15 protein-coding genes and 1 pseudogene are annotated in these 18,286 nt (G+C 54.4%); 10 read left to right on the plus strand and 6 right to left on the minus strand.

Features of this window, described 5'->3' with window-relative positions:
* Positions 1–32: 32 nt before the first annotated feature.
* From ACFSSA_RS06355 to ACFSSA_RS06365, 3 genes are read right to left on the minus strand one after another with little or no spacing between them, the layout of a single operon-like run.
* Positions 33–650, minus strand: coding sequence for a DUF420 domain-containing protein (locus ACFSSA_RS06355; RefSeq protein ID WP_386819398.1), 618 nt, complete (start codon positions 648–650; stop codon positions 33–35).
* Between the two features lie 16 nt (positions 651–666).
* Positions 667–1,401, minus strand: a complete 735-nt coding sequence (locus ACFSSA_RS06360; protein WP_386819400.1) for an SCO family protein — start codon at positions 1,399–1,401, stop codon at positions 667–669.
* The gene (locus tag ACFSSA_RS06365) at positions 1,398–2,162 is read right to left on the minus strand and encodes a hypothetical protein (RefSeq protein WP_386819401.1); all 765 of its coding nucleotides are present in this window, start codon (positions 2,160–2,162) and stop codon (positions 1,398–1,400) included. The genes ACFSSA_RS06360 and ACFSSA_RS06365 overlap by 4 nt, the downstream gene beginning before the upstream one ends.
* A gap of 114 nt (positions 2,163–2,276) precedes the next feature.
* Here ACFSSA_RS06365 and ACFSSA_RS06370 point away from each other — a divergent pair, with 114 nt between their 5' ends.
* The 9 genes from ACFSSA_RS06370 (at position 2,277) to ACFSSA_RS06410 (ending at position 14,642) form a co-directional block, all read left to right on the plus strand.
* A complete protein-coding gene (locus tag ACFSSA_RS06370; RefSeq protein WP_386819403.1) occupies positions 2,277–3,284 on the plus strand; it encodes an AAA family ATPase in 1,008 nt (335 codons plus the stop codon).
* 46 nt (positions 3,285–3,330) lie between these two features.
* A complete protein-coding gene (locus ACFSSA_RS06375) occupies positions 3,331–5,070 on the plus strand; it encodes a hypothetical protein (RefSeq protein ID WP_386819405.1) in 1,740 nt (579 codons plus the stop codon).
* Positions 5,071–5,090: 20 nt separating this feature from the next.
* Entirely contained in the window at positions 5,091–6,113 is a 1,023-nt protein-coding gene (locus tag ACFSSA_RS06380; RefSeq protein WP_386819407.1) for an ABC transporter ATP-binding protein, read from the plus strand.
* 43 nt (positions 6,114–6,156) lie between these two features.
* On the plus strand, positions 6,157–7,569 hold the full coding sequence (locus tag ACFSSA_RS06385) for an ABC transporter permease (RefSeq protein ID WP_386819409.1): 1,413 nt from the start codon (positions 6,157–6,159) through the stop codon (positions 7,567–7,569).
* 41 nt (positions 7,570–7,610) lie between these two features.
* Positions 7,611–8,888: an endo-1,4-beta-xylanase gene (locus tag ACFSSA_RS06390; RefSeq protein WP_386819411.1), complete on the plus strand. Its 1,278-nt coding sequence runs from the start codon at positions 7,611–7,613 to the stop codon at positions 8,886–8,888.
* A gap of 87 nt (positions 8,889–8,975) precedes the next feature.
* Positions 8,976–10,766 (plus strand): NADH-quinone oxidoreductase subunit L, encoded by a 1,791-nt coding sequence (gene nuoL, locus ACFSSA_RS06395; protein WP_386819413.1) that lies wholly within the window; start codon positions 8,976–8,978, stop codon positions 10,764–10,766.
* Between the two features lie 14 nt (positions 10,767–10,780).
* Complete coding sequence (gene gluQRS / locus ACFSSA_RS06400) at positions 10,781–11,683, plus strand: tRNA glutamyl-Q(34) synthetase GluQRS (RefSeq protein WP_386819415.1); 903 nt, start codon at positions 10,781–10,783, stop codon at positions 11,681–11,683.
* A 160-nt stretch (positions 11,684–11,843) separates the two neighbouring features.
* Positions 11,844–12,818, plus strand: a complete 975-nt coding sequence (locus tag ACFSSA_RS06405) for a family 16 glycosylhydrolase (protein ID WP_386819417.1) — start codon at positions 11,844–11,846, stop codon at positions 12,816–12,818.
* Positions 12,819–12,875: 57 nt separating this feature from the next.
* Positions 12,876–14,642: a sulfatase-like hydrolase/transferase gene (locus tag ACFSSA_RS06410; RefSeq protein ID WP_386819418.1), complete on the plus strand. Its 1,767-nt coding sequence runs from the start codon at positions 12,876–12,878 to the stop codon at positions 14,640–14,642.
* An 11-nt stretch (positions 14,643–14,653) separates the two neighbouring features.
* Here ACFSSA_RS06410 and ACFSSA_RS06415 read toward each other — a convergent pair whose 3' ends face one another.
* Positions 14,654–14,842, minus strand: coding sequence for a DUF3008 family protein (locus ACFSSA_RS06415; protein WP_386819420.1), 189 nt, complete (start codon positions 14,840–14,842; stop codon positions 14,654–14,656).
* Positions 14,843–15,135: 293 nt separating this feature from the next.
* On the opposite strand from ACFSSA_RS06415, the gene ACFSSA_RS06420 reads away from it, so the two are divergent.
* Positions 15,136–16,101: a family 16 glycosylhydrolase gene (locus tag ACFSSA_RS06420; protein ID WP_386819422.1), complete on the plus strand. Its 966-nt coding sequence runs from the start codon at positions 15,136–15,138 to the stop codon at positions 16,099–16,101.
* Here the strand turns inward: ACFSSA_RS06420 and ACFSSA_RS15795 are convergent.
* Together ACFSSA_RS15795 and ACFSSA_RS06440 are read right to left on the minus strand one after the other, a co-directional pair.
* Positions 16,087–16,757: pseudogene (locus ACFSSA_RS15795) on the minus strand (type I restriction endonuclease); the annotation flags it as partial. The gene ACFSSA_RS06420 and the pseudogene ACFSSA_RS15795 overlap by 15 nt on opposite strands.
* A 49-nt stretch (positions 16,758–16,806) precedes the next feature.
* Positions 16,807–18,204 carry a hypothetical protein gene (locus ACFSSA_RS06440; RefSeq protein WP_386819428.1) on the minus strand — a complete coding sequence of 466 codons (1,398 nt, stop codon included), beginning with the start codon at positions 18,202–18,204 and terminating at the stop codon, positions 16,807–16,809.
* Between the last annotated feature and the right edge of the window lie 82 nt (positions 18,205–18,286).

Consider the following 18,286-nt stretch of genomic DNA (forward strand, 5'->3'; position numbering starts at 1 on the left):
AATCCTTCCCTCAAGGCATTTCCGGCGAATCCTCAATAGTAGGGCCGGAGCATGAAGTAGCAGATCGGCCCGGTAATTGCGACGTAAAGCCAAATAGGGAATACCCAGTGGGCCATGCTCCGATGATCCCGGAAGCGATTTGTCAGCGCGGAAATAAAGGTTAGCAAAATGAGCGGCAGACTGACGGCAGCGGCAAGAATATGTGTCACCAGCAGCAGCATATAGATCGGGCGGCTCAAGCCAACCGATTGCAGCTCGCCGATTTCGAGGTTTCCATTCCCGTCAGCATCGCCAAAAAGCGTCTCCACCGTGGTAAAATGGTAGGCCACGTAACCCAGCAGAAAAACCACGGACAAAGCGATCGCGGAGAGCATAAATGCCCGGTGCCTCCGCACATTTCCGCCGCGAATCGCGGAGAGCGCTACGATCAAGCAAACAGCGACAGCGGAATTGAGCAGGGCGTGGATCGGCGGTAGAAAACCAAGATCGACCCCTTCCGGCAATGGAATCTTCAGATCCGGACGCCGCATCAGCCCCACCAGAACAAAGACCAGGGCGGTGACAATCCACGCGCCGATTTTCAGTTTTCCGGAAAGCCGATAATTCGGTTTCTTCCGCAACCACTCCTGACGTTCACCCCCCGCTGTCATATCGTTTGTTTGTTTTTCAGTTATCCGCTGCTACGGGCTTCTCCAGCTCCGCTTTGATGCGCGCAAACATGTCTGCTTTTAGCTTTTCGTAAAGATCAGGATTCTGCGCACGTCCCTCTTCGGAGCGCGCGTCCGCCAGTGGCCACTTGCCGATCACGTTGAAATTTCTGTCCACGACGAGGAGCCCCATGTCGTGTTGGAAACGACCATTTGCCTCGATATCAGCCGGATCCGAGCGCTCGCGGATCCCGAAAAACTTCAAGGTATTTTCGAGGTAATCGTGGGTCGCTTTTTCGTCTCCGGAGGTTAGAAACCACCAGTCATCGACCTCCGCGCCGAGGGCATTGGCATATTCCGCCAGCCTTTCTGTGTTATCGGTCTCCGGGTCCACGCTGATGCATACCATCTGGAAATCCGGGTTATCCTTGAATTCATCATAGATCACACGGAGTTCGGCTCCGTTCCGGACCGCACAATGCGGACAGATGGCGAAAAATTCCGCCACAACCCAGACTTTGCCCCGCAAATCGGAAAGCTTGACTGCTTCTCCCGCCTGGTTTGTCGCGTTGAGATCCTTTTCGATGGGAAACCATTCCTGATGCTGCTCCTGCCCGACATGGATAAATGCCTCCGTCTCCGCTCCCTTTGCCTTCATTCGCGGCACGATGAAGAGGTTCACAATTGCGAGAATGCCCACGCAGATCGCCGCGACGGCGGTATAAAAAACGATGAGAGTTGTCTTTTTGTTCATGATGTTGATTTCTCGTTGAGAAGAATTTCGATGGTTTCGCCCAGCAGAACCTCAAGCTGCTCGACGTTGTTGAGATCGGTTCCGGTCTTGATCCCCTCCTCGTCCCACTGCTTGGATTTCTCGAAATCGAAGGCAGCGACAAACGGGGCGCCTCCCCGTTTTTGGGGAACCACGGCACGGCGGATATGCCTTTCCCTGTCCACCAGAACGATAGACTGGTCATAAATCCATTTTCCATCCTTCTCGTGGGGAAGCATGGAGGCTTTGAATTCATTTTTGATAAAGCGATGGAGAGTCGGCCGCTCATTGGAAGCCACAGTCCATTGGGGAAGCTCCGCACCCAGAGTATCAGCCACCTCGCTAAGCTGCGGGACAAGTTGTTCCGGCTCACCGGGATCCAGCACCAAGGTCACGAGCGCGACATCATCGCGGCTCTTGTATTTCTCCGCCAGACGCTTCATCACGCCGATGGTCGTTTCATCGGGTTGCGATTGCGGCAGGCATTGGATGACCAAAACCTTACCTTTCAGCGCGAGGAGCTCGCTGATTTTCCCATCCTGCCGAACAAAATTCAGGTCTTTGGTCTCCGAGATCTGGAACAGGAAGCTCGGGACATTTTCCCTGGACGTTTCTTTCGTGCGTTTCTGATAGGCTTTGAGAATGAAAATTCCGCCGAGCACCATGATGAGCACGAGAATCAATGCGGTGCGGAGCAGTTTTTTTGGATCCGGAGTTACGGGTTGGAGGTCAGGCGCTTGCATCTTTCGCGGGGAAGGTAACGTGATGGCGCGGCTTGTCCATTCCAGGAGCGAAGATTCTTTTCACGAGTCAGCTCTGACCTTGCGCTTTCCGAGAGTTTCCTAAAATCTCTTTCCATGGATCACGCCACAGAGACCGAAGTCGCGGAAGCGGCCAAGCATTTGCGCTCACTCAACCAGGGGCTGAACGAAGTCCTCTTCGGCCAGGAAGAGATTATCGAACTGGTGCTGACCGGCGTTCTGGCACGCGGCCATATTCTTCTGGAAGGCCTGCCGGGGCTGGGCAAGACCGAGCTTGTGAAAGGTCTCTCCAAGTTGCTCCACCTCGAGAACAAGCGGGTCCAGTTCACTCCCGACCTACTGCCCGGAGACATCACGGGAAATCCTGTGTTGCAGGAAGTTGCGGGCCGCCGTGAGTTCGTCTTTCAGCCGGGGCCGCTTTTCGCGAATATCGTGCTGGCGGATGAAATCAACCGCGCCTCACCTAAAACGCAATCCGCTCTTCTGGAAGCCATGCAGGAGCGCCGCGTCACCGTGCTGGGCGAGAGCCACGAGCTCCCCCTCCCCTTCTTCGTGCTGGCCACCCAGAACCCCATTGAGCTGGAGGGCACGTATCCCCTCCCGGAAGCGCAGCTGGATCGCTTTCTTTTCAAGCTGGAGATCATGAAAAACGACGTGGCAACGCTGCAGCGCATCGTTTCCCATCGAGAGCTGGGCACCGAGCCACAGGTGGAACAGATCATGACCGCGGAGACATTTTCAGAACTTCTGGCACTGGTCCGCCGCATTCATCTGCCTGAGGTCGTCGCAAATTACATCGCACGTCTGGTCGATTCCACCCACCCGCAGCCATCGGAGGAGAGTGCCCAGATTCGTTTCGGCGCTAGCCCGCGGGCAGCACTGGCCATGGCCTCGGCGGCGAAGGCCCGCGCTCTCATCCATGGCAGGACAAATGCTTCCTTCGAAGATGTGAAAGCGATCGCTCCCGCCGTTCTACGCCATCGGATCGTTCTTGATTACAATGCCAGGGTCGATGGCCATACGCCGAACTCTGTGATTGCTAAATTGCTGGCTACGGTGCCCTTCCAGGATAGCCCGACACCTAAAAATCTAGTTCCCGCGTAACCTCAGCACCGTCCCCCGGGACATCTGGCAAACCACCCTCTCCGGAATGTTTAAAAAACTCTCTCTTTTGCTCGCCGCCGGCTTGTTGACCGGCCTCCATTCAATTCACGCGCAGGAAACCCTTTTCCGGCAGGTTGCCGATACGAAAACCGATACCCACGTCGAAGCCATCGGGCTTTTTTCCAGCCCCAGCCTGGGCGGATATCACCCGGTCCGGGTCGTGATCTCTAACAATCAGGCCCGCCCACACAGTGTGGCGCTCGATTTCACGGACGCAACCAGCTACGACGACAGCCTGTCCTCCTCTTCGAGCTTCCGGTTCACTGCGGAACCGGGCACAACCGTCACCCACGATATCCTAGTTCCATTGTGCGCCCAGAATGGCGTGATGAATTACAATAGCTTCGTGGTGAAGCTGAAGGGCTCGATGGGAGAAACCCAGAACAACTCTTCCTCTGTCTTCACTGCGGAACAGCCACAGGTTCTTCTCAGTAACACACTCTACACGCCGAACGCGTCCGCTCTCGATACTGCGGTAAGCGCCCATACCGGCAGCACCTCATACGGCTCGAGCGATGAATTCTCATCGCGTTTCGATCCCAAGCAACTGCCCGACGATTGGAGGGCTTTCTCCGGTTTCGACACACTCATTCTCACAGACACCGACTGGGCGCTCATCCCGCCGGGGCCACGCAATGCGATCATTTCCTGGCTGAGATTGGGCGGCCATCTTGTGCTTTATACCACCACCTCTGTGACCCGCCCCGCCATCGGCATCCCGGAGGACCTAAGCTTCGGCCAAGTGGATATCCAGCCGATCTCCCAGGACCTCCGGCTCAAAGCAAAAAAAACCGTTGCCCTAGTCTTCGACAAACGTGAGTCCAACTCACGAATCGATAGTGTCTCAAAGGATTTCAAGCGCTCGTGGCCCATCCAGGACGCCTTCGGCGAAAAGTCCTTCAACTATGTTTTGTTCATCCTGATCCTGATTGCCTTCGGGATCATTGTCGGACCGGTGAATCTCTTTGTTTTCGCAAAATCCGGCCGGCGCCATCGGTTGTTTTTCACGACTCCTCTGATCTCCATCATCACCTCCATCCTTCTCATCGTCTTGATCATTTTCCAGGATGGCTTCGGCGGCGAGGGCACCCGGATCGTTCTTATGGAAGTCAGACCGGATGAAAACCAGAACGCGGCTTTCATTCATCAGGAACAATTTTCCCGGACGGGCGTGATGGCCTCCTCCGGCTTCACCATTGATACTCCGGTGCTGATTGTGCCCGTTCCAATCGATAGTTCGCGCTGGGCACGCTTCACGGATAATTATTCCACCCGCGGGAACTTCGACCTCCAGCCGGACGGTGGAAAACTTTTTGCCTCCGGCAGCTGGTTCCAAAGCCGCTCGGAGCAAGGGCAACTCATCACCGCCGTCGTTCCCACCCGGGGCAGAATCGAAGCCACCGCCCGCCCCGGCGTGCTGGTCTCGACCTTCGATTTTCCGCTTGAGACATTGCTTTACCGGGATTCCTCCGGGCAATGGCATCGTGCGGAAAATGTGACCAAAGGCCACGAAATCAAGCTTAGCCCTGTAGATCCAACGATGATTCTACCCACGCTGAACGAATACTCGGCCAGATTCACGAAGCGGAACCGCAGCTATTTCACGAAAATTCAGGATCGCAGCGATCATTTCATCGCCCTTTCATCATCCGCGCCCGCGATCGAAACCCATCCGGGGATCGATTGGAAAACAAGCACCATCATCACAGGCCCGATCGCCCGCTGAGTTTAAAAAAATTTCATCACATGAGCGATTCCGCCATCACAGTCCACAATCTCTACCGCTTTTTCGGCCCGCTCCAGGCGGTGAACGGCATATCATTTGAAGTCCCGCACGGCTCGGTCTGCGGTTTTGTCGGTGCCAATGGAGCCGGAAAAACCACGACGATGCGGATCCTGGCAAGTCTCGATTACCCGACCATGGGGCATGCGGAGATATGCGGGATCAATGTCACCCACCATCCGGCCGAGGTGCGCCGGTTGATCGGCTGGATGCCGGATCATTTCGGCAACTATGATAACATGACCGTGCTTGAATATATGGATTTCTACGCACGAGCCCTGGGATACAAAGGGGCGGAGCGCCGCCAGCGGATTGAGGAGGTGATGGAGTTCACGGATCTGGTGCCGCTTGCGGACCGGTTTTCGAACAAACTTTCCAAAGGAATGACACAGCGGCTGTGCCTCGGGCGCTCACTTCTCCATGATCCGCAGGTCCTCATCATGGACGAGCCCGCCGCCGGGTTGGATCCCAAAGCACGGGTGGAACTCAAGCACCTCATCCGCGTCCTGGCCAAGGAAGGAAAAACCATCTTCATCTCCTCCCACATTCTTTCCGAACTCGGCGAGATGTGTGATTCCCTGCTTTTCATTAACAACGGCAGAATCGTCCATCACGGGGACTCCGAGACTCTCAAACAATCTTCAGACTCGCTCGGCGGTGTCCTCTATGACGTCCAGTTGGATGGCGATCCCCAGGCGCTGGCGGATTGGGCCATCCTGCAACCAAACCTTGAGCTGCTGGAATCCCGCAAAAACGGAGGCCGCATCCGTATCGACACGGAGGACCCGAATAAAGCGGCGGATACCCTCTCCCGCATGATCCGGGACAATCTCCGTGTGATCGATTTCCACCGCGAGCAACGCAACCTAGAAGACGCCTTCATCGACATGCTCTCGAATCTCGATAAGCAGCAAGCCCAGGATTCTCCGGTCCCGGCCACACAAGCTTCCCCACCGCCTCTGCCACCCGCCGCAACCGAAGGATAGCCCCCGCCTGACTGCTGACAGCCCTTTTCCCGAACTTATTCCTGTGTATTTAAACGATTTTTCAGACCGCCTCTCACCCATGCTCGTCAAAGAGCTACGCCAGGGGCTCCGCACCAAATCATTCATCGCCGTCTTCCTGACTCTGCAGATTCTGCTCGGGGTCATCCTGCTAACGGCTGGGGTGGCGGCCAGCTCGGATCACGCCGGGAGCACTATCTCCAACATCATTTTCATCATCTTCTCCATCGCGGTGATGGTCATCCAGCCGATGCGTGGAGTCGCTTCGCTATCGGCGGAGATCAAGGATAACACGATAGACATGATCGTGCTGACCCGTCTCTCCGCATGGCGGATTGTCATCGGCAAATGGTCCGCGATCGTGAGCCAGTCAGGCCTGATTCTCATTACCATCATTCCCTATCTCATTCTCCGCTACTTCTTCGGCGGGATGAATCTATTAGGGGAAATCATCATGATCGCACTGATTTTCCTGAGCTCCGCTGCCTTGACGGCCATCACGGTGGGGCTATCCGCCACGGGCTCAGTGCTTTTGCGCTCCATCATTCCCGTGGTGTTTCTTCCGGTTGCGGCCTTCTCCCTTTTTGGCGTGTTGTTAGGCGGCAGTCCCGGCGGAAACCTCGCGGAATTTTGCTCTCTGGAGAGCCCGGAATCCCGCATCGCGATTTCGCTCTATGTCCTCACCTGCGCCTACATGGGCTTTTTCTTCCTTTCCATCGGCACTTCCCTGATCGCGCCGTATGCGGAAAATCATTCCACCCTGCGCAGGTTACTCACGCTCCTGATCACCATTCTGGCTGCAATCACCAGCTCCACCAGCTTCACCCATTCCGATGCTCTGCCGTTTATATTCGCCCTGATCTTTGCTCCGATTTTCACGATTTCTCTCACCGAGTTTGCTCCGCTTGTGCCGCCGACCTACCAGAAATTCAGAAAATTCGGTCTTCTGGGAAAACTTTCCGGGCCTTTTCTTTTCCCTGGCTGGCCATCGGGCGTTTTCTTCTGCCTGCTGATCACCCTGATCGCCATCATCCCCTTCTTGGCAAATGGAACTCCCTACCGGAGCGAGGAACAGCTGACGGTAACCTTCGCCACATTGGGAACCCTGCTTTTCCCGGCCGTGATCATCAATCTGTTCAAGATGAAAGGCCCTCAGCGAATCTCCAACTACATCCTTTTCGCCGCTGGCTCCTGCATCGTTGCAATGGTTCTGCTCGGCGTATCCGAATCGATGTCCAACCGCGATTTCCTCTGGGTCTTTGTATGGATCCCTCCGGTTATTTTCGCCATGCTCGCCAGCAGCATCAACGATACCGCGGTCCTGTTCGCCTCGATCATCGTGGATGCCACGCTTTTTCTGATACTCATCATCATCGCCTTACGCCATTACCGGAAATCGATCGATGACATCACCACCAACTATCCTGCCGGAGAATAGATCCGGCTTATTCCGAGCGAAAAAAACGAACGAACCTCACCATGCTTCGCCTTTCAACCATTTTCCTGCTCTCCTCCGCTCTGATTCACGCCACGCCCTACGGCGTTTCCATGGATGAGCCAGTTTCTCCGCTACCGGAGAATATTCCGGTAGTGCGCGGTTTCCCCACCTGGGAAGTTCTCCAGCCGACGGAAAAGACATGGAACCACGCTCCAGCTGACCGGTTGGTCGCGGATGCCAATCAACGGGGCACGCGGATCGTCGGCAGACTCCACCAGTTGGCACCTTGGTCGACCCCGAAGAATCATCCGCAAGGTTTCCCGCTACCGGACCTGACTGCGTGGGAAAACTACACATCCTCCGTGGTTGGGCGCTACAATAAGGACATCCTCGACTGGGACGTGCTGGATTCATTCAACCTCGGCTCGTTGCAAACGAATACCCCCTTCCATTACGCGCAGTTATTGCAATCGGCTCGCAAAGCAGCACGGAAAGCCAACCCGGAAGCCCGCATCGGCCTGGTGCTGGCAAATTACGATCTGGCATTTCTGGATTCCACCCTGAGGGATGGAGCTGCGGGAAACTTCGATTACCTCTCCCTTAGCCCATATCATTTCACAATCGCGTCCGGAGAGGATTTTCCCACGGTCCTCACAACCGTCCGCAACTTGCTCGAGAGTCATGATCACGACTCCGCCATCCCCATCCATATCACCCTTTCCGGCAGCAAGGACGAGCTCGCGATCGCCGCCCCGCTGGCTGCTGAGGCGGGATTCGACGAGATTTTTCTCGATATCGATCCCTCACAGCTTTCTGAAATCCCTGAAAAAACCGCCTCGCAGCTCCCGGCACAACCCTCCCATGGGGATTCAAACACGGTGAGCCTTGTCTTCGGAAAGAAAAACACGGCCCACGGCCTTTTTCAAATCCAGCCATCGGTGACGCCGTGGGATGAAAAACAGCAGGCTCTGCGGCTTCCGGTCAGCGCCACGCCACCGGTTCTACACGCGGATTTTTTCTGTGATTCATCGTTTCTCTCTCCGGATACCCGCGAATTGGAGATCACCGTGCTAGCCAAAAGAATCCCTTCGGATTCCGGGCAGTCCAATCCCACAGGCATCGGCCTGAAATATGAGTCCATCTACGAAATCCGCACCGCCGGCGAGTGGTGGTCCGTCCCGGGAGACAACAAATGGCACTCTCATACCTGGAAAATCAAGGATGCCAAATTCGTCGGAAAACTCGGTTGGCACTTCCGTCTTGATGCCGCCGGAGCCGGTAACGATGTCCTCCTCAAGGAAGTCCGCGTCTCGAAATAACACAATTACCTGCCATATCTTCAGTTCTTGAGGAATTTCATGCTTGGAATATCCAGCTATTTTCCCCCATCTTCCCCGCACACGACCATGCCCTGGCTCCTCCTCATTCTCCCGCTTCTTGCCGCTGCTTCAAACCAGCTGTTTCTTCGCAAACTCGGAATTGCCCACTGGGTCTCCACAGCTTCCGCACTGGCCACGTTTGTCATCGCGATTCTTTGCCTGGGGAAGGACGAGTCCCATTCATTCCCGTGGGCTACCGTTGGTGATTTTAATATCAATATCGGCCTGACGCTGGATCAGCTTTCCACAGGAATGATGATCGTCGTTACCGGCGTCGGCCTGCTGGTGCATGTCTTTTCCCTCGCCTACATGAAAGAGGATTCCGCGAAGGCACGCTACTTCACGGGCCTGGCTCTCTTCATGTTCTCGATGACAGGCATCGTTCTTTCATCGAACTTTATCATGACCTTCATCTTCTGGGAGCTTGTCGGTCTTAGCTCCTACCTTCTCATCGGTCACTGGTATCAGAAGGATTCCGCTGCGGATGCGGCCAAAAAGGCTTTCATCACCAACCGCATCGGAGATTTCGGCTTCATGATCGGTATTCTTATGCTGTGGCAGATCACCGGCACTTTGTCCTTCGCGGACATGGACATCCCCGCAGGCATCACCACAGGGGTTCTCGGCGCGGCTCTGCTCTGCATTTTTGCGGGAGCCATGGGCAAATCCGCACAGCTTCCTCTCCACGTCTGGCTGCCGGACGCGATGGAAGGCCCGACTCCTGTCTCCGCCCTCATCCACGCGGCTACCATGGTCGCGGCCGGTGTCTACATGCTTTTCCGCGTGCAAATCTCCATCGGACCGGAGGCTTTCGATAATTTTTCCGGAACGACAATCGCATGGATCGGCGGCATCACCTCGTTGGTCGCCGCTCTGATGGCGACCCAGCAGGACGACATCAAAAAAGTCCTCGCTTACTCCACCCTTTCCCAGCTCGGCTACATGATCATGGCTGTCGGTCTCATGGCTGGTGAGGCGGCGATGTTCCACCTCTTCACCCATGCCTGGTTCAAGGCTCTGCTCTTCCTCGGCTCCGGCGCGATTATCTACGCCTGCCACCACGAGCAAAACATCTGGAAAATGGGCGGACTTCTCAAGAAAATGCCGATCACTGCGATCACTTTCGCCATCGGCACGGCAGCCCTTATGGCAGTCCCCTTCACCTCCGGTTTCTTCTCCAAAGAGCAGATTCTCGAAGCCGCCCACGAGCATAACATGGCCTTGTTCTGGATTGCGGCGGCCGTTGCGGTGCTCACTCCATTCTACATGACCCGTGCGTTTGTCATCACGTTCCTCGGTAAGAACCGCACGAAAGATGCCGAGCACGCCCACGAAGTCGGCCCGCTGATGTCTGTCCCACTGGTCGCTCTTGCCATTATGGGGCTGATCGCAGGCTTCCCGTTCATCGCTGCCAAGCTTGCTCCCGCCTATCATCAGCCGGAGCATTTGATCCACATCGGCTTCATTACCTTCCTTTCACTCGGTGCGCTGCTCGTTGGTGTCATCGGCGGCTTCATCCTCTACAATGGGAAAGAAAAGGATCCGCTCTCAATCCCACTTTTCCGCAACCGCTTCTACATTGATGCGTTCTATGAAAAAGGTGTCGTCAAATACCTCCAGGATGGCTTTGCGGCGATCATCCATTTCATTGATGAATTTGTGATCAATGGACTCATCGTCGGTGGTCTCACCCGCCTCGCGGAAACCTTCGGCAGCCTTTTCCGCAAAACCCAATCGGGGAACCTCCAGGCTTATGCCTTCACACTCGGCCTCGGTGTATTGCTTCTGATCTACTTCACGGTCTTCTACGGCCAGTAAAAATCATTATCAAAATGAAAGCCGCGCACTATCGCGCGGCTTTTTTTGTGCCCCCGACTCCGCTACAGTTCCGCACGATGAGCAGAATCACACGCTTCGCCCCCAGCCCGACCGGTGAGCTTCATCTCGGCCACGTGTATGCGGCAAAGGTCGCCAGGGATATGGCGCAACGCGAAAATGGCGGGCAGTTTCTCCTGCGTCAGGAAGATATCGATTCCTCACGCGTCAGGCCGGAATACTATCAGAAAATCGAGGCGGATCTCTTGTGGCTCGGGCTGGACTGGGATGGGGAAATCCTGCTTCAGAGCCAACGCTCAACGGCCTACGAAGCGGCTCTGGAAACCCTCAGAAAACTCGGACTCGTCTACCCGTGCTTTTGCACCCGGCGCGAGATCCAGGAAGAACTCACCCGCATTCATGGCGCTCCCCACAGCGGAGAGAATACCCCCTACCCCGGGATCTGTCGCCATTTGGATCCGCAACAGACAGCGGAACTCATCGCAAATGGCTCGCCGCATTGCTGGCGTTTGGATTCCGCAGCGGCGCGTGAGATCCACGGAGAGCTACATTTTCACGATCTCCGTTTCGGGCAAATAAAAGTCGATCCCTCGCTCAATGGAGACGTGGTGCTTGCTAGGAAAGACATCGGAATCGCCTATCATCTGGCCGTCGTCGTCGATGATGAATTCCAGGCGATCACCCACGTCACCAGAGGCGAGGATTTATTATCCGCGACCCATGTTCACCGCCAGCTCCAGGCAATCCTCGGCTACCGGGAACCGGAGTATTTCCACCATCGCCTCGTGCTCGATGAAAACGGGAAACGCCTTGCGAAACGCGATGCCGCCCGCTCCATCCGCAGCTTGCGGGAAAGCGGCATGTCCGCCCGCGAGGTGATCGGCCTGCTCGGGATTTAGCCAGCCTCCCGCTCGCCTTTATCCCGTTTCCTCGCAGAAATTCGGCAAATAATCCGTCGTGGCGACATATTTCTCTGACAAGAGTCCACCCCACCGAGCGTATTTGCCTTTCAAATATCTGCTTACCGAATTCCGGGAGAGGGACTCTATCCAGCCATCTATGAAAATTCCATTATCCAATACCGTCGCCCTCGCCGGCACCTTCAGCATCCTCGGCACGGTGATCCTTTCCGCAGCAGAAAAGCCCGCCCCCCGGAAGCACGATTACTCGGCCGCCATTGAGCATATTGCAAAACTCCCGGCACCTCCGGAAGGCTTCCGCTGGGCGGTAAATCCGGATTTCACCGATGAATTCGAGTCCGGGAAACTGGATACCGGCAAATGGTTTCAGAAAAGTCCATATTGGGTGGATGGCCGTCCGCCTGCTACCTTCAAGGCGGAAAACGTCAGCGTGGAAGATGGTAATCTCCGCATTATCAATACCCGCCTGAATCCTACCGAAGGCAGAGGAGGCAAACCCGGTGACACCTATTCCTACGCGGGTGGTGCGGTCGCCTCCCGCAGCGATCAAGCACTCTACGGCTACTACGAAACCCGTATGAAAGCCTCACTCAGCACGATGTCTTCCACATTCTGGCTGAAAAATCTACCGAAGGAGGTCACCTACGTCGGTGAAGACGGCAAAATCATTACCGAGCGCCACAGACAGGAGCTCGATATCATCGAGACCGTGGGAGCCCCCACCCGTTTCCCCACCTGGAACAGACAGTTCAACGCGAACACCCATTACCAGATCCATTCCAATGACATCGAGGCTACTCCAAGCCTCCAGACCCCGGGCCCCAAAGGGGATGAAAAAAGCATTCCGCCAACAGCCGATGATTTCCACACCTACGGTCTCTGGTGGGTAGATGCGAGGACGCTCCACTTCTACTATGATGGCAAGTTCCTCTTCACGATCAATCCATCCACCGAATACAATACCCAGCCTTTCTCGCGCTCGATGTATATGCACCTCGTTACCGAGACCTACGATTGGGAGCCTGGACTGCCAGATGATGAAACGCTCAAGGATCCGGCGAAAAACAGCACCTACTACGATTGGGTGAGATCCTACATTCTTGTCAGAAAATAGTTTCATCGTCTCTCGGCTCAAGTCGCTCCGTTTTGCCCGTCACATCATAAACTGCCCATGAAAACCACCATCCTGCTCCGCGGGCTTTGCGCCTGCCTGCTCACCCTCCTGACCTTGCCGGTCGCTTCCGCGGCTCAGTCGGATGAAAAGCCGAATGTGGTGTTGATCCTGATCGATGATCTCGGGCACTACGGGGTTACCGCCTACGGTGCCAACCAAATCGGCCAATACAAAGGCGCCTTCGAGGACCGCACCTTCGCCACGCCGAACATCGATCGCATCGCGGCCAACGGGCTGCGCTGTGACAATGCTTTTGCCTACCCGCTCTGCGAGCCGACCCGGATCGCGCTCATGAGCGGACAATACAATAGCCGCGATTTCCTCCGGCCGAAGTCCCAGCACGAATCCGAGATCACCTTCGGCGACACGTTCAAAAAGGCGGGTTACGCGACAGGAATTTTCGGAAAATGGAAACAGAGCCGCGGCACTGCGGAAGTCCCCGGAAAAAATTATATCACCCGGTTCGGCTGGGATGAGCATTGTTGCTTTGATGTCGTCACCGCAGGCCAGCGCTACATCAATCCAGATCTTGTGATCAATGGGGAGATCGAAAATTACAAAGGGCGGAAAGATCTCGATCCGGCCACCGGCCGCCGCTGGTATGGCCCGGACATTTGCAATCGCATGGCTCTCGATTTCATCTCCGCTCACAAGGATGAGCCCTTCTTTCTCTACTACCCGATGATCCTGGTGCACGATGAGCACAAACCCACTCCGGATACCGTCCCGCACTCCCTGTTCGATTCCGTGGATGAGAGCATGAAAGTCGATCAACAGGAATTTTTCCCGGACATGATCGCCTACATGGACAAGCTCATCGGCAAGGTCGTCGCCAGATTGGAAGCCGAGGGCCTTCTGGAGAACACGCTGCTCATCGTCATAGGCGACAATGGCACCAAGGAAAACTTCGTCCACATTCTTCCAGATGGCACAAGGTATCCCGGTGGCAAAGGAGCTACACAGGAAAACGGCTTGCACGTGCCGCTGGTGATGTCCTGGCCCGGGAAAATCCCGACAGATTCCTCGGGGCAATACCGCGCCTACGATGGCTTGGTCGATGTCACGGATATCTACCCCACCATCAGCGAGGCGGTCGGCGTTCCTCTTCCTCCCCAGCCAAAGCTGGATGGCATCAGCTTCTGGAAACAAGCCGCAGGTGCTCCGGGCGAAGCCCGCGATGTCATCTACACCTGGTATAACGGCAACCACAAAGCGGACGATCTAGCGGACCTCCGTCGCTATGCCTTCAACAAAAACTTCAAACGCTATGCCCCTCATCCCAAGTTCCCCAAAGGCCGTTTCTTCGATCTCCGCAAGGATCGCCTTGAGCAAAGCGGCGAAAAATCCGTAAAAATCTCTTACTTCCATACCGAGCACAGCGGGCTGGATCTCGATCAGCTTGATGAGACCCAGCGAGCCGCTTACGAAATGCTCGGAGAAGTCATTGATGCCCACGCAATCGTGCCCGTTTCCTCCATCGAAATCACCCAACAGGAACTCCGGCTGAAGAAAGGCGCAACGGCCCAGCTCGAGCATACGATTTCTCCCGGCAACGCAACCCGCCGGAATGTGATCTGGGAATCGAGCGATTCCTCGGTGGCCACGGTCGACAAATTCGGTGTTGTCACCGGAAAATCCCCCGGCTCTGCCCGCGTGACGATGTTTTCATGGGATGACGCATCGCCACGCTCCGATGGGAAGGGCCTGAGCTATCGGCGGGAGGGCTTGAGCGATTCCGTCCTCGTGGAGGTTCTCGAAAAATAGCTCCCGCACGCTCAATCCCCGGACTTCTTCTTCGGCAGGCTTTTGCGCTTGGTCGATGCCATCTCGTCAAGCTCCTTCTCGCTCATCGTTTTTTCCATCTGCTTGGACGCACCTTTGAGATCGGACTTCTTCGTTTCTCCTCGCTTCGCGGAAAGGGCAGCTCCCGCGGCCATCTGTTGTTTCTTTGATTTCGCTTTCATCGTTTCGGTTTTTCCTTGGGTTCAAAAAGTATGATCCAGCCACATTCATACCATTCGCCCATCGCAACCCCCGCCATCCCAAGCTCCTGAGAATCAGCAATCCCCACAGCTACAGCCCACAGCAAAAATCTCTCTGGAAATGCAATCTGCATTCCACCCACGCTCCGATTGCAAGCTCCTCTCCCGCGCTCGCGATCAATCACACAATCCGATCCGCCATGATTTTTACAAGAATGACCTGGAGCAACATGATTGGCATCCCTTCCCGTTGCCACTAATCTCGCGCCGAAACCATGCGCGTGCCGAACTTTTCCTACACTCTCCCACTCCTCACTTTATCCGCCTCTGGCCAGCTCTTCGGCGGCGATCTTCTACCGCTTTCCGATCCCGCGAACCAAGGCGGCTGGGTTCTCAATACCGAGCTCAGCGATGAGTTCGATGCGGAAGCCATCGATGAGGAAAGATGGTTCATCGTCGGAAAATTCAAGGATGGAAAGCCAGTCTACAAGCATCCCGACAAGCCCGGTAAAAAAGTCTGGATCGGCCGCGCACCATCCCAGTTTTCCGGCAGAAACTACCGGTTGGAAGACGGCATGCTCATGCTCGAGACCCGCTGGGAACCAGATTTCCCTTTCAGCGAAACACCCGACAAGCCCTGGGGAAAAGATGGCACCCGGAGCAAGTATGAAAACCTCACCACCGCCTGCTTCATCGGCCGCAAATTCTTCCGATACGGCTATATGGAAATCCGCAGCAAAGCAGCCGATGCCGAGGTCACCAGCTCTTTCTGGGCCATGGGCGATGGAGTCGAGTTCGATCTCTTCGAGCACTTCGGCGATCACCGCCAGCCGAACAAGCTCAAGCTAGATCGCGAGCTCTGGTGGTCCATCCACGATTGGGCGAACCTCGGCGGAAAGACCACCTACACGGAGCACCACGATCTCGGCTTCCGCGTCGCGGATGACTTCCACACCTACGGCATCGATTGGAGCGAGGAAGGCGTGAAATACTATGTAGATGGTAAGCTCTTTACCGAAGCCTCCAGGGAGAAAATTAATGCCTGGGCGAAAGCCAAAGGTTTCGAAAACGGCTACGTCATCACCTCGCCGATCAGTATCTGGCTCGATCAGGAAACCTTCCCCTGGCATGGCGTCCCCGAAAGCAAAGCCGATCTAGAGCTAAACAGCCCCGCCGGCAAAAAGGACGATGGAGTCGTGGACTTCGCCATCGACTACGTCCGCATCTGGCAGAAAAAGTGAACCGCGCAATCCAGCGCCTTCACACAGACTGATACTTCTTGAAATTCTCCGCCTGCTCGAAGATTTCTTTGTAAACCTCGTCCTTGTCAGTTGCACGGAGGCATCATGGGTGGAAGCATCCCCGCGTATCGCGCTCTCAAACTCAAACACCACCAAGGGCAGCCCGTTGATGTAGAGAATCCCATCCGGGATGCGCTTCTCGTAGCCGATGATCTCCAGCTGATTGACGATCTTGAAGAGGTTGTTGCCAGAGCCGTAGGTCGCTGTGTTTTCCGCAACGATAGAGGGCACCTCGCCGGGATTTGGTCCCCGAAACGCGACCAGCTCCGAGTAATCGATCAACTGGATATACAGATCCTTCTAGGATCAATCCTCCCGCTTCAGCAGAAAACCATCCGAGACCAGTTTCATGATCTTCTTGTTGCTCTCGTAAAGATTCGCAGCGGAGTAGGCTTCGAGCTGCTTGATCACCGCCTCGATCTCCTGCGGCGTGATGAAATCCGCCACATACTGCTTCGCTAGGAATGCCGGAGATCTTCCTTGATCAAAACCTCCTGCAGCCGCCGCGCTATCGCCTCCCCCAACACATGCGGGTAGCCCTCGGCTGCTAACAGTTCGATGATCGCTGTTTCGAGTTGGGCTTCGGTGAATTTCATTCGTGCATTCCGTCAAATTACAATAAATAGGGGATCAATCTATCTCTCCTTAATCACCATGGGATATCCCATCAAAAAAGTAATCCACAACTTCTTTCTCGAACCTATTCAAGCTCTCAATGCTTAGGATTTTATCTCTCCCTGTCCGATTTAGGGCGTTAAACACCTCGTAAACTTCGCCCCAATCCCGTTCAAAATCGAATACGCCAGAAAGTTGAATCTTCCGCGAAATCATTCTAGGAAGACCATACTCCTCTAACTGGTAAACCGATGATGGCAGGAACGCATGCGAAAGGCTGTGAACGAATGGCCCGACATCGACTCCATTTTTGAAGACAACTTTCTGTATTTCGTTCACGTCGTGAAGTAACGTCGCGAGCTTGTAGGTAACATTACGCTCCAGCTGAAAGAATTTATTAACATCAACCCCTTCAGGGGTACGTTGAAGCAGGCTAGGCAAGCTCAAATTCCAGCTATTGGAAAGAACCTTGACAAATTTGACGAAGTCGCGATATCCAATATCCCAACCACCTGGCCGTAGCTTTATCAGAAGAAATAAAATACGATCCCATTTCCCAGGATTAGAAGAATTTAAGTACGATAAACCATTCCACTCGGCTGGATTAGATACCATTTTTTCGGTTATCTCTAAAACCAAATCGGAATCAGTGACCTGAAGAGTGCCAGATTTACCAAATAGGTAAGAATAACCTTCCAACCCGAGCAATTCCGTCATTCTTTTCCGATAATAAATAATTTTGGAAACTTGCTCCGGGCTCAAACTCTCTTTGTGCTCAACTTCATCAATTCCTCCTAAAATACTGTCGGGCAGATCAATGTTCAGTTGTTGCTCTTGGGCCGTTGGAGGAGCTTCCAGAAGGTAAATCTTACCGACGAAATACTTGAACATCCGGCCGCTGCGGCCAATAATATTCTTGAACATAAAGGAATCCAAAGGCGGGCCTCCTTCTCTACGACCGCCCCCTGGCCCACCTTTTCCATTCTTCCATAATATCACAGATTCGGCAGCAGTATTAACTCCTTCGATCAACGACGAAGTTGAAACAATTACATCTAATCCATCATCAGTCAGATCAAATAAACGCAGCTGTATTTGAGTAATAGATCGGTGAATTCGGCCATTATGAATGCCTACACCATGCAGAACCGATTGATTTAGAACCCAATCGGAACCATAAGATTCAATCAGCCAGTCAGAGAATTCTTTAGTCCGATCTCGTTTTAAGTAGGGGAGTTCGGAATTCAGTAAATCCACTACTTTATCAACTTCGCGATACGATGCGGCATAAACGAGCGTCTTCTGCTGAATTTCAGAGATTAGTTCAACGAGCACTTCGCCCTTTTCCTCTTCGTTCTTTATCTTCCTATAGAGTGGGTGTTGCTCAAGAAACACCGTATTGAAATCGAGTTTATCTATGAACTCCATTCCTTTGGTGATTGGATTTGGCCTGACCCCAGAAAATCGGACAGCTCCTTTTTAGAGTTCTTGTGGTAAAACCACTGAAACA

Origin of the sequence: Luteolibacter algae, assembly GCF_042683045.1 — a bacterium.
In the GTDB taxonomy this organism is placed as follows: Bacteria; Verrucomicrobiota; Verrucomicrobiia; order Verrucomicrobiales; family Akkermansiaceae; genus Luteolibacter; species Luteolibacter algae.

Coding starts and splice junctions, on each gene's coding strand:
- ACFSSA_RS06410 (WP_386819418.1), top strand. CDS start 12,876: ATGAAAACCACCATCCTGCTCCGCGGGCTTTGCGCCTGCCTGCTCACC.
- ACFSSA_RS06440 (WP_386819428.1), bottom strand. CDS start 18,204: ATGGAGTTCATAGATAAACTCGATTTCAATACGGTGTTTCTTGAGCAA.
- nuoL (WP_386819413.1), top strand. CDS start 8,976: ATGCCCTGGCTCCTCCTCATTCTCCCGCTTCTTGCCGCTGCTTCAAAC.
- ACFSSA_RS06375 (WP_386819405.1), top strand. CDS start 3,331: ATGTTTAAAAAACTCTCTCTTTTGCTCGCCGCCGGCTTGTTGACCGGC.
- ACFSSA_RS06420 (WP_386819422.1), top strand. CDS start 15,136: ATGCGCGTGCCGAACTTTTCCTACACTCTCCCACTCCTCACTTTATCC.
- ACFSSA_RS06360 (WP_386819400.1), bottom strand. CDS start 1,401: ATGAACAAAAAGACAACTCTCATCGTTTTTTATACCGCCGTCGCGGCG.
- gluQRS (WP_386819415.1), top strand. CDS start 10,781: ATGAAAGCCGCGCACTATCGCGCGGCTTTTTTTGTGCCCCCGACTCCG.
- ACFSSA_RS06405 (WP_386819417.1), top strand. CDS start 11,844: ATGAAAATTCCATTATCCAATACCGTCGCCCTCGCCGGCACCTTCAGC.
- ACFSSA_RS06355 (WP_386819398.1), bottom strand. CDS start 650: ATGACAGCGGGGGGTGAACGTCAGGAGTGGTTGCGGAAGAAACCGAAT.
- ACFSSA_RS06365 (WP_386819401.1), bottom strand. CDS start 2,162: ATGCAAGCGCCTGACCTCCAACCCGTAACTCCGGATCCAAAAAAACTG.
- ACFSSA_RS06380 (WP_386819407.1), top strand. CDS start 5,091: ATGAGCGATTCCGCCATCACAGTCCACAATCTCTACCGCTTTTTCGGC.
- ACFSSA_RS06415 (WP_386819420.1), bottom strand. CDS start 14,842: ATGAAAGCGAAATCAAAGAAACAACAGATGGCCGCGGGAGCTGCCCTT.
- ACFSSA_RS06390 (WP_386819411.1), top strand. CDS start 7,611: ATGCTTCGCCTTTCAACCATTTTCCTGCTCTCCTCCGCTCTGATTCAC.
- ACFSSA_RS06370 (WP_386819403.1), top strand. CDS start 2,277: ATGGATCACGCCACAGAGACCGAAGTCGCGGAAGCGGCCAAGCATTTG.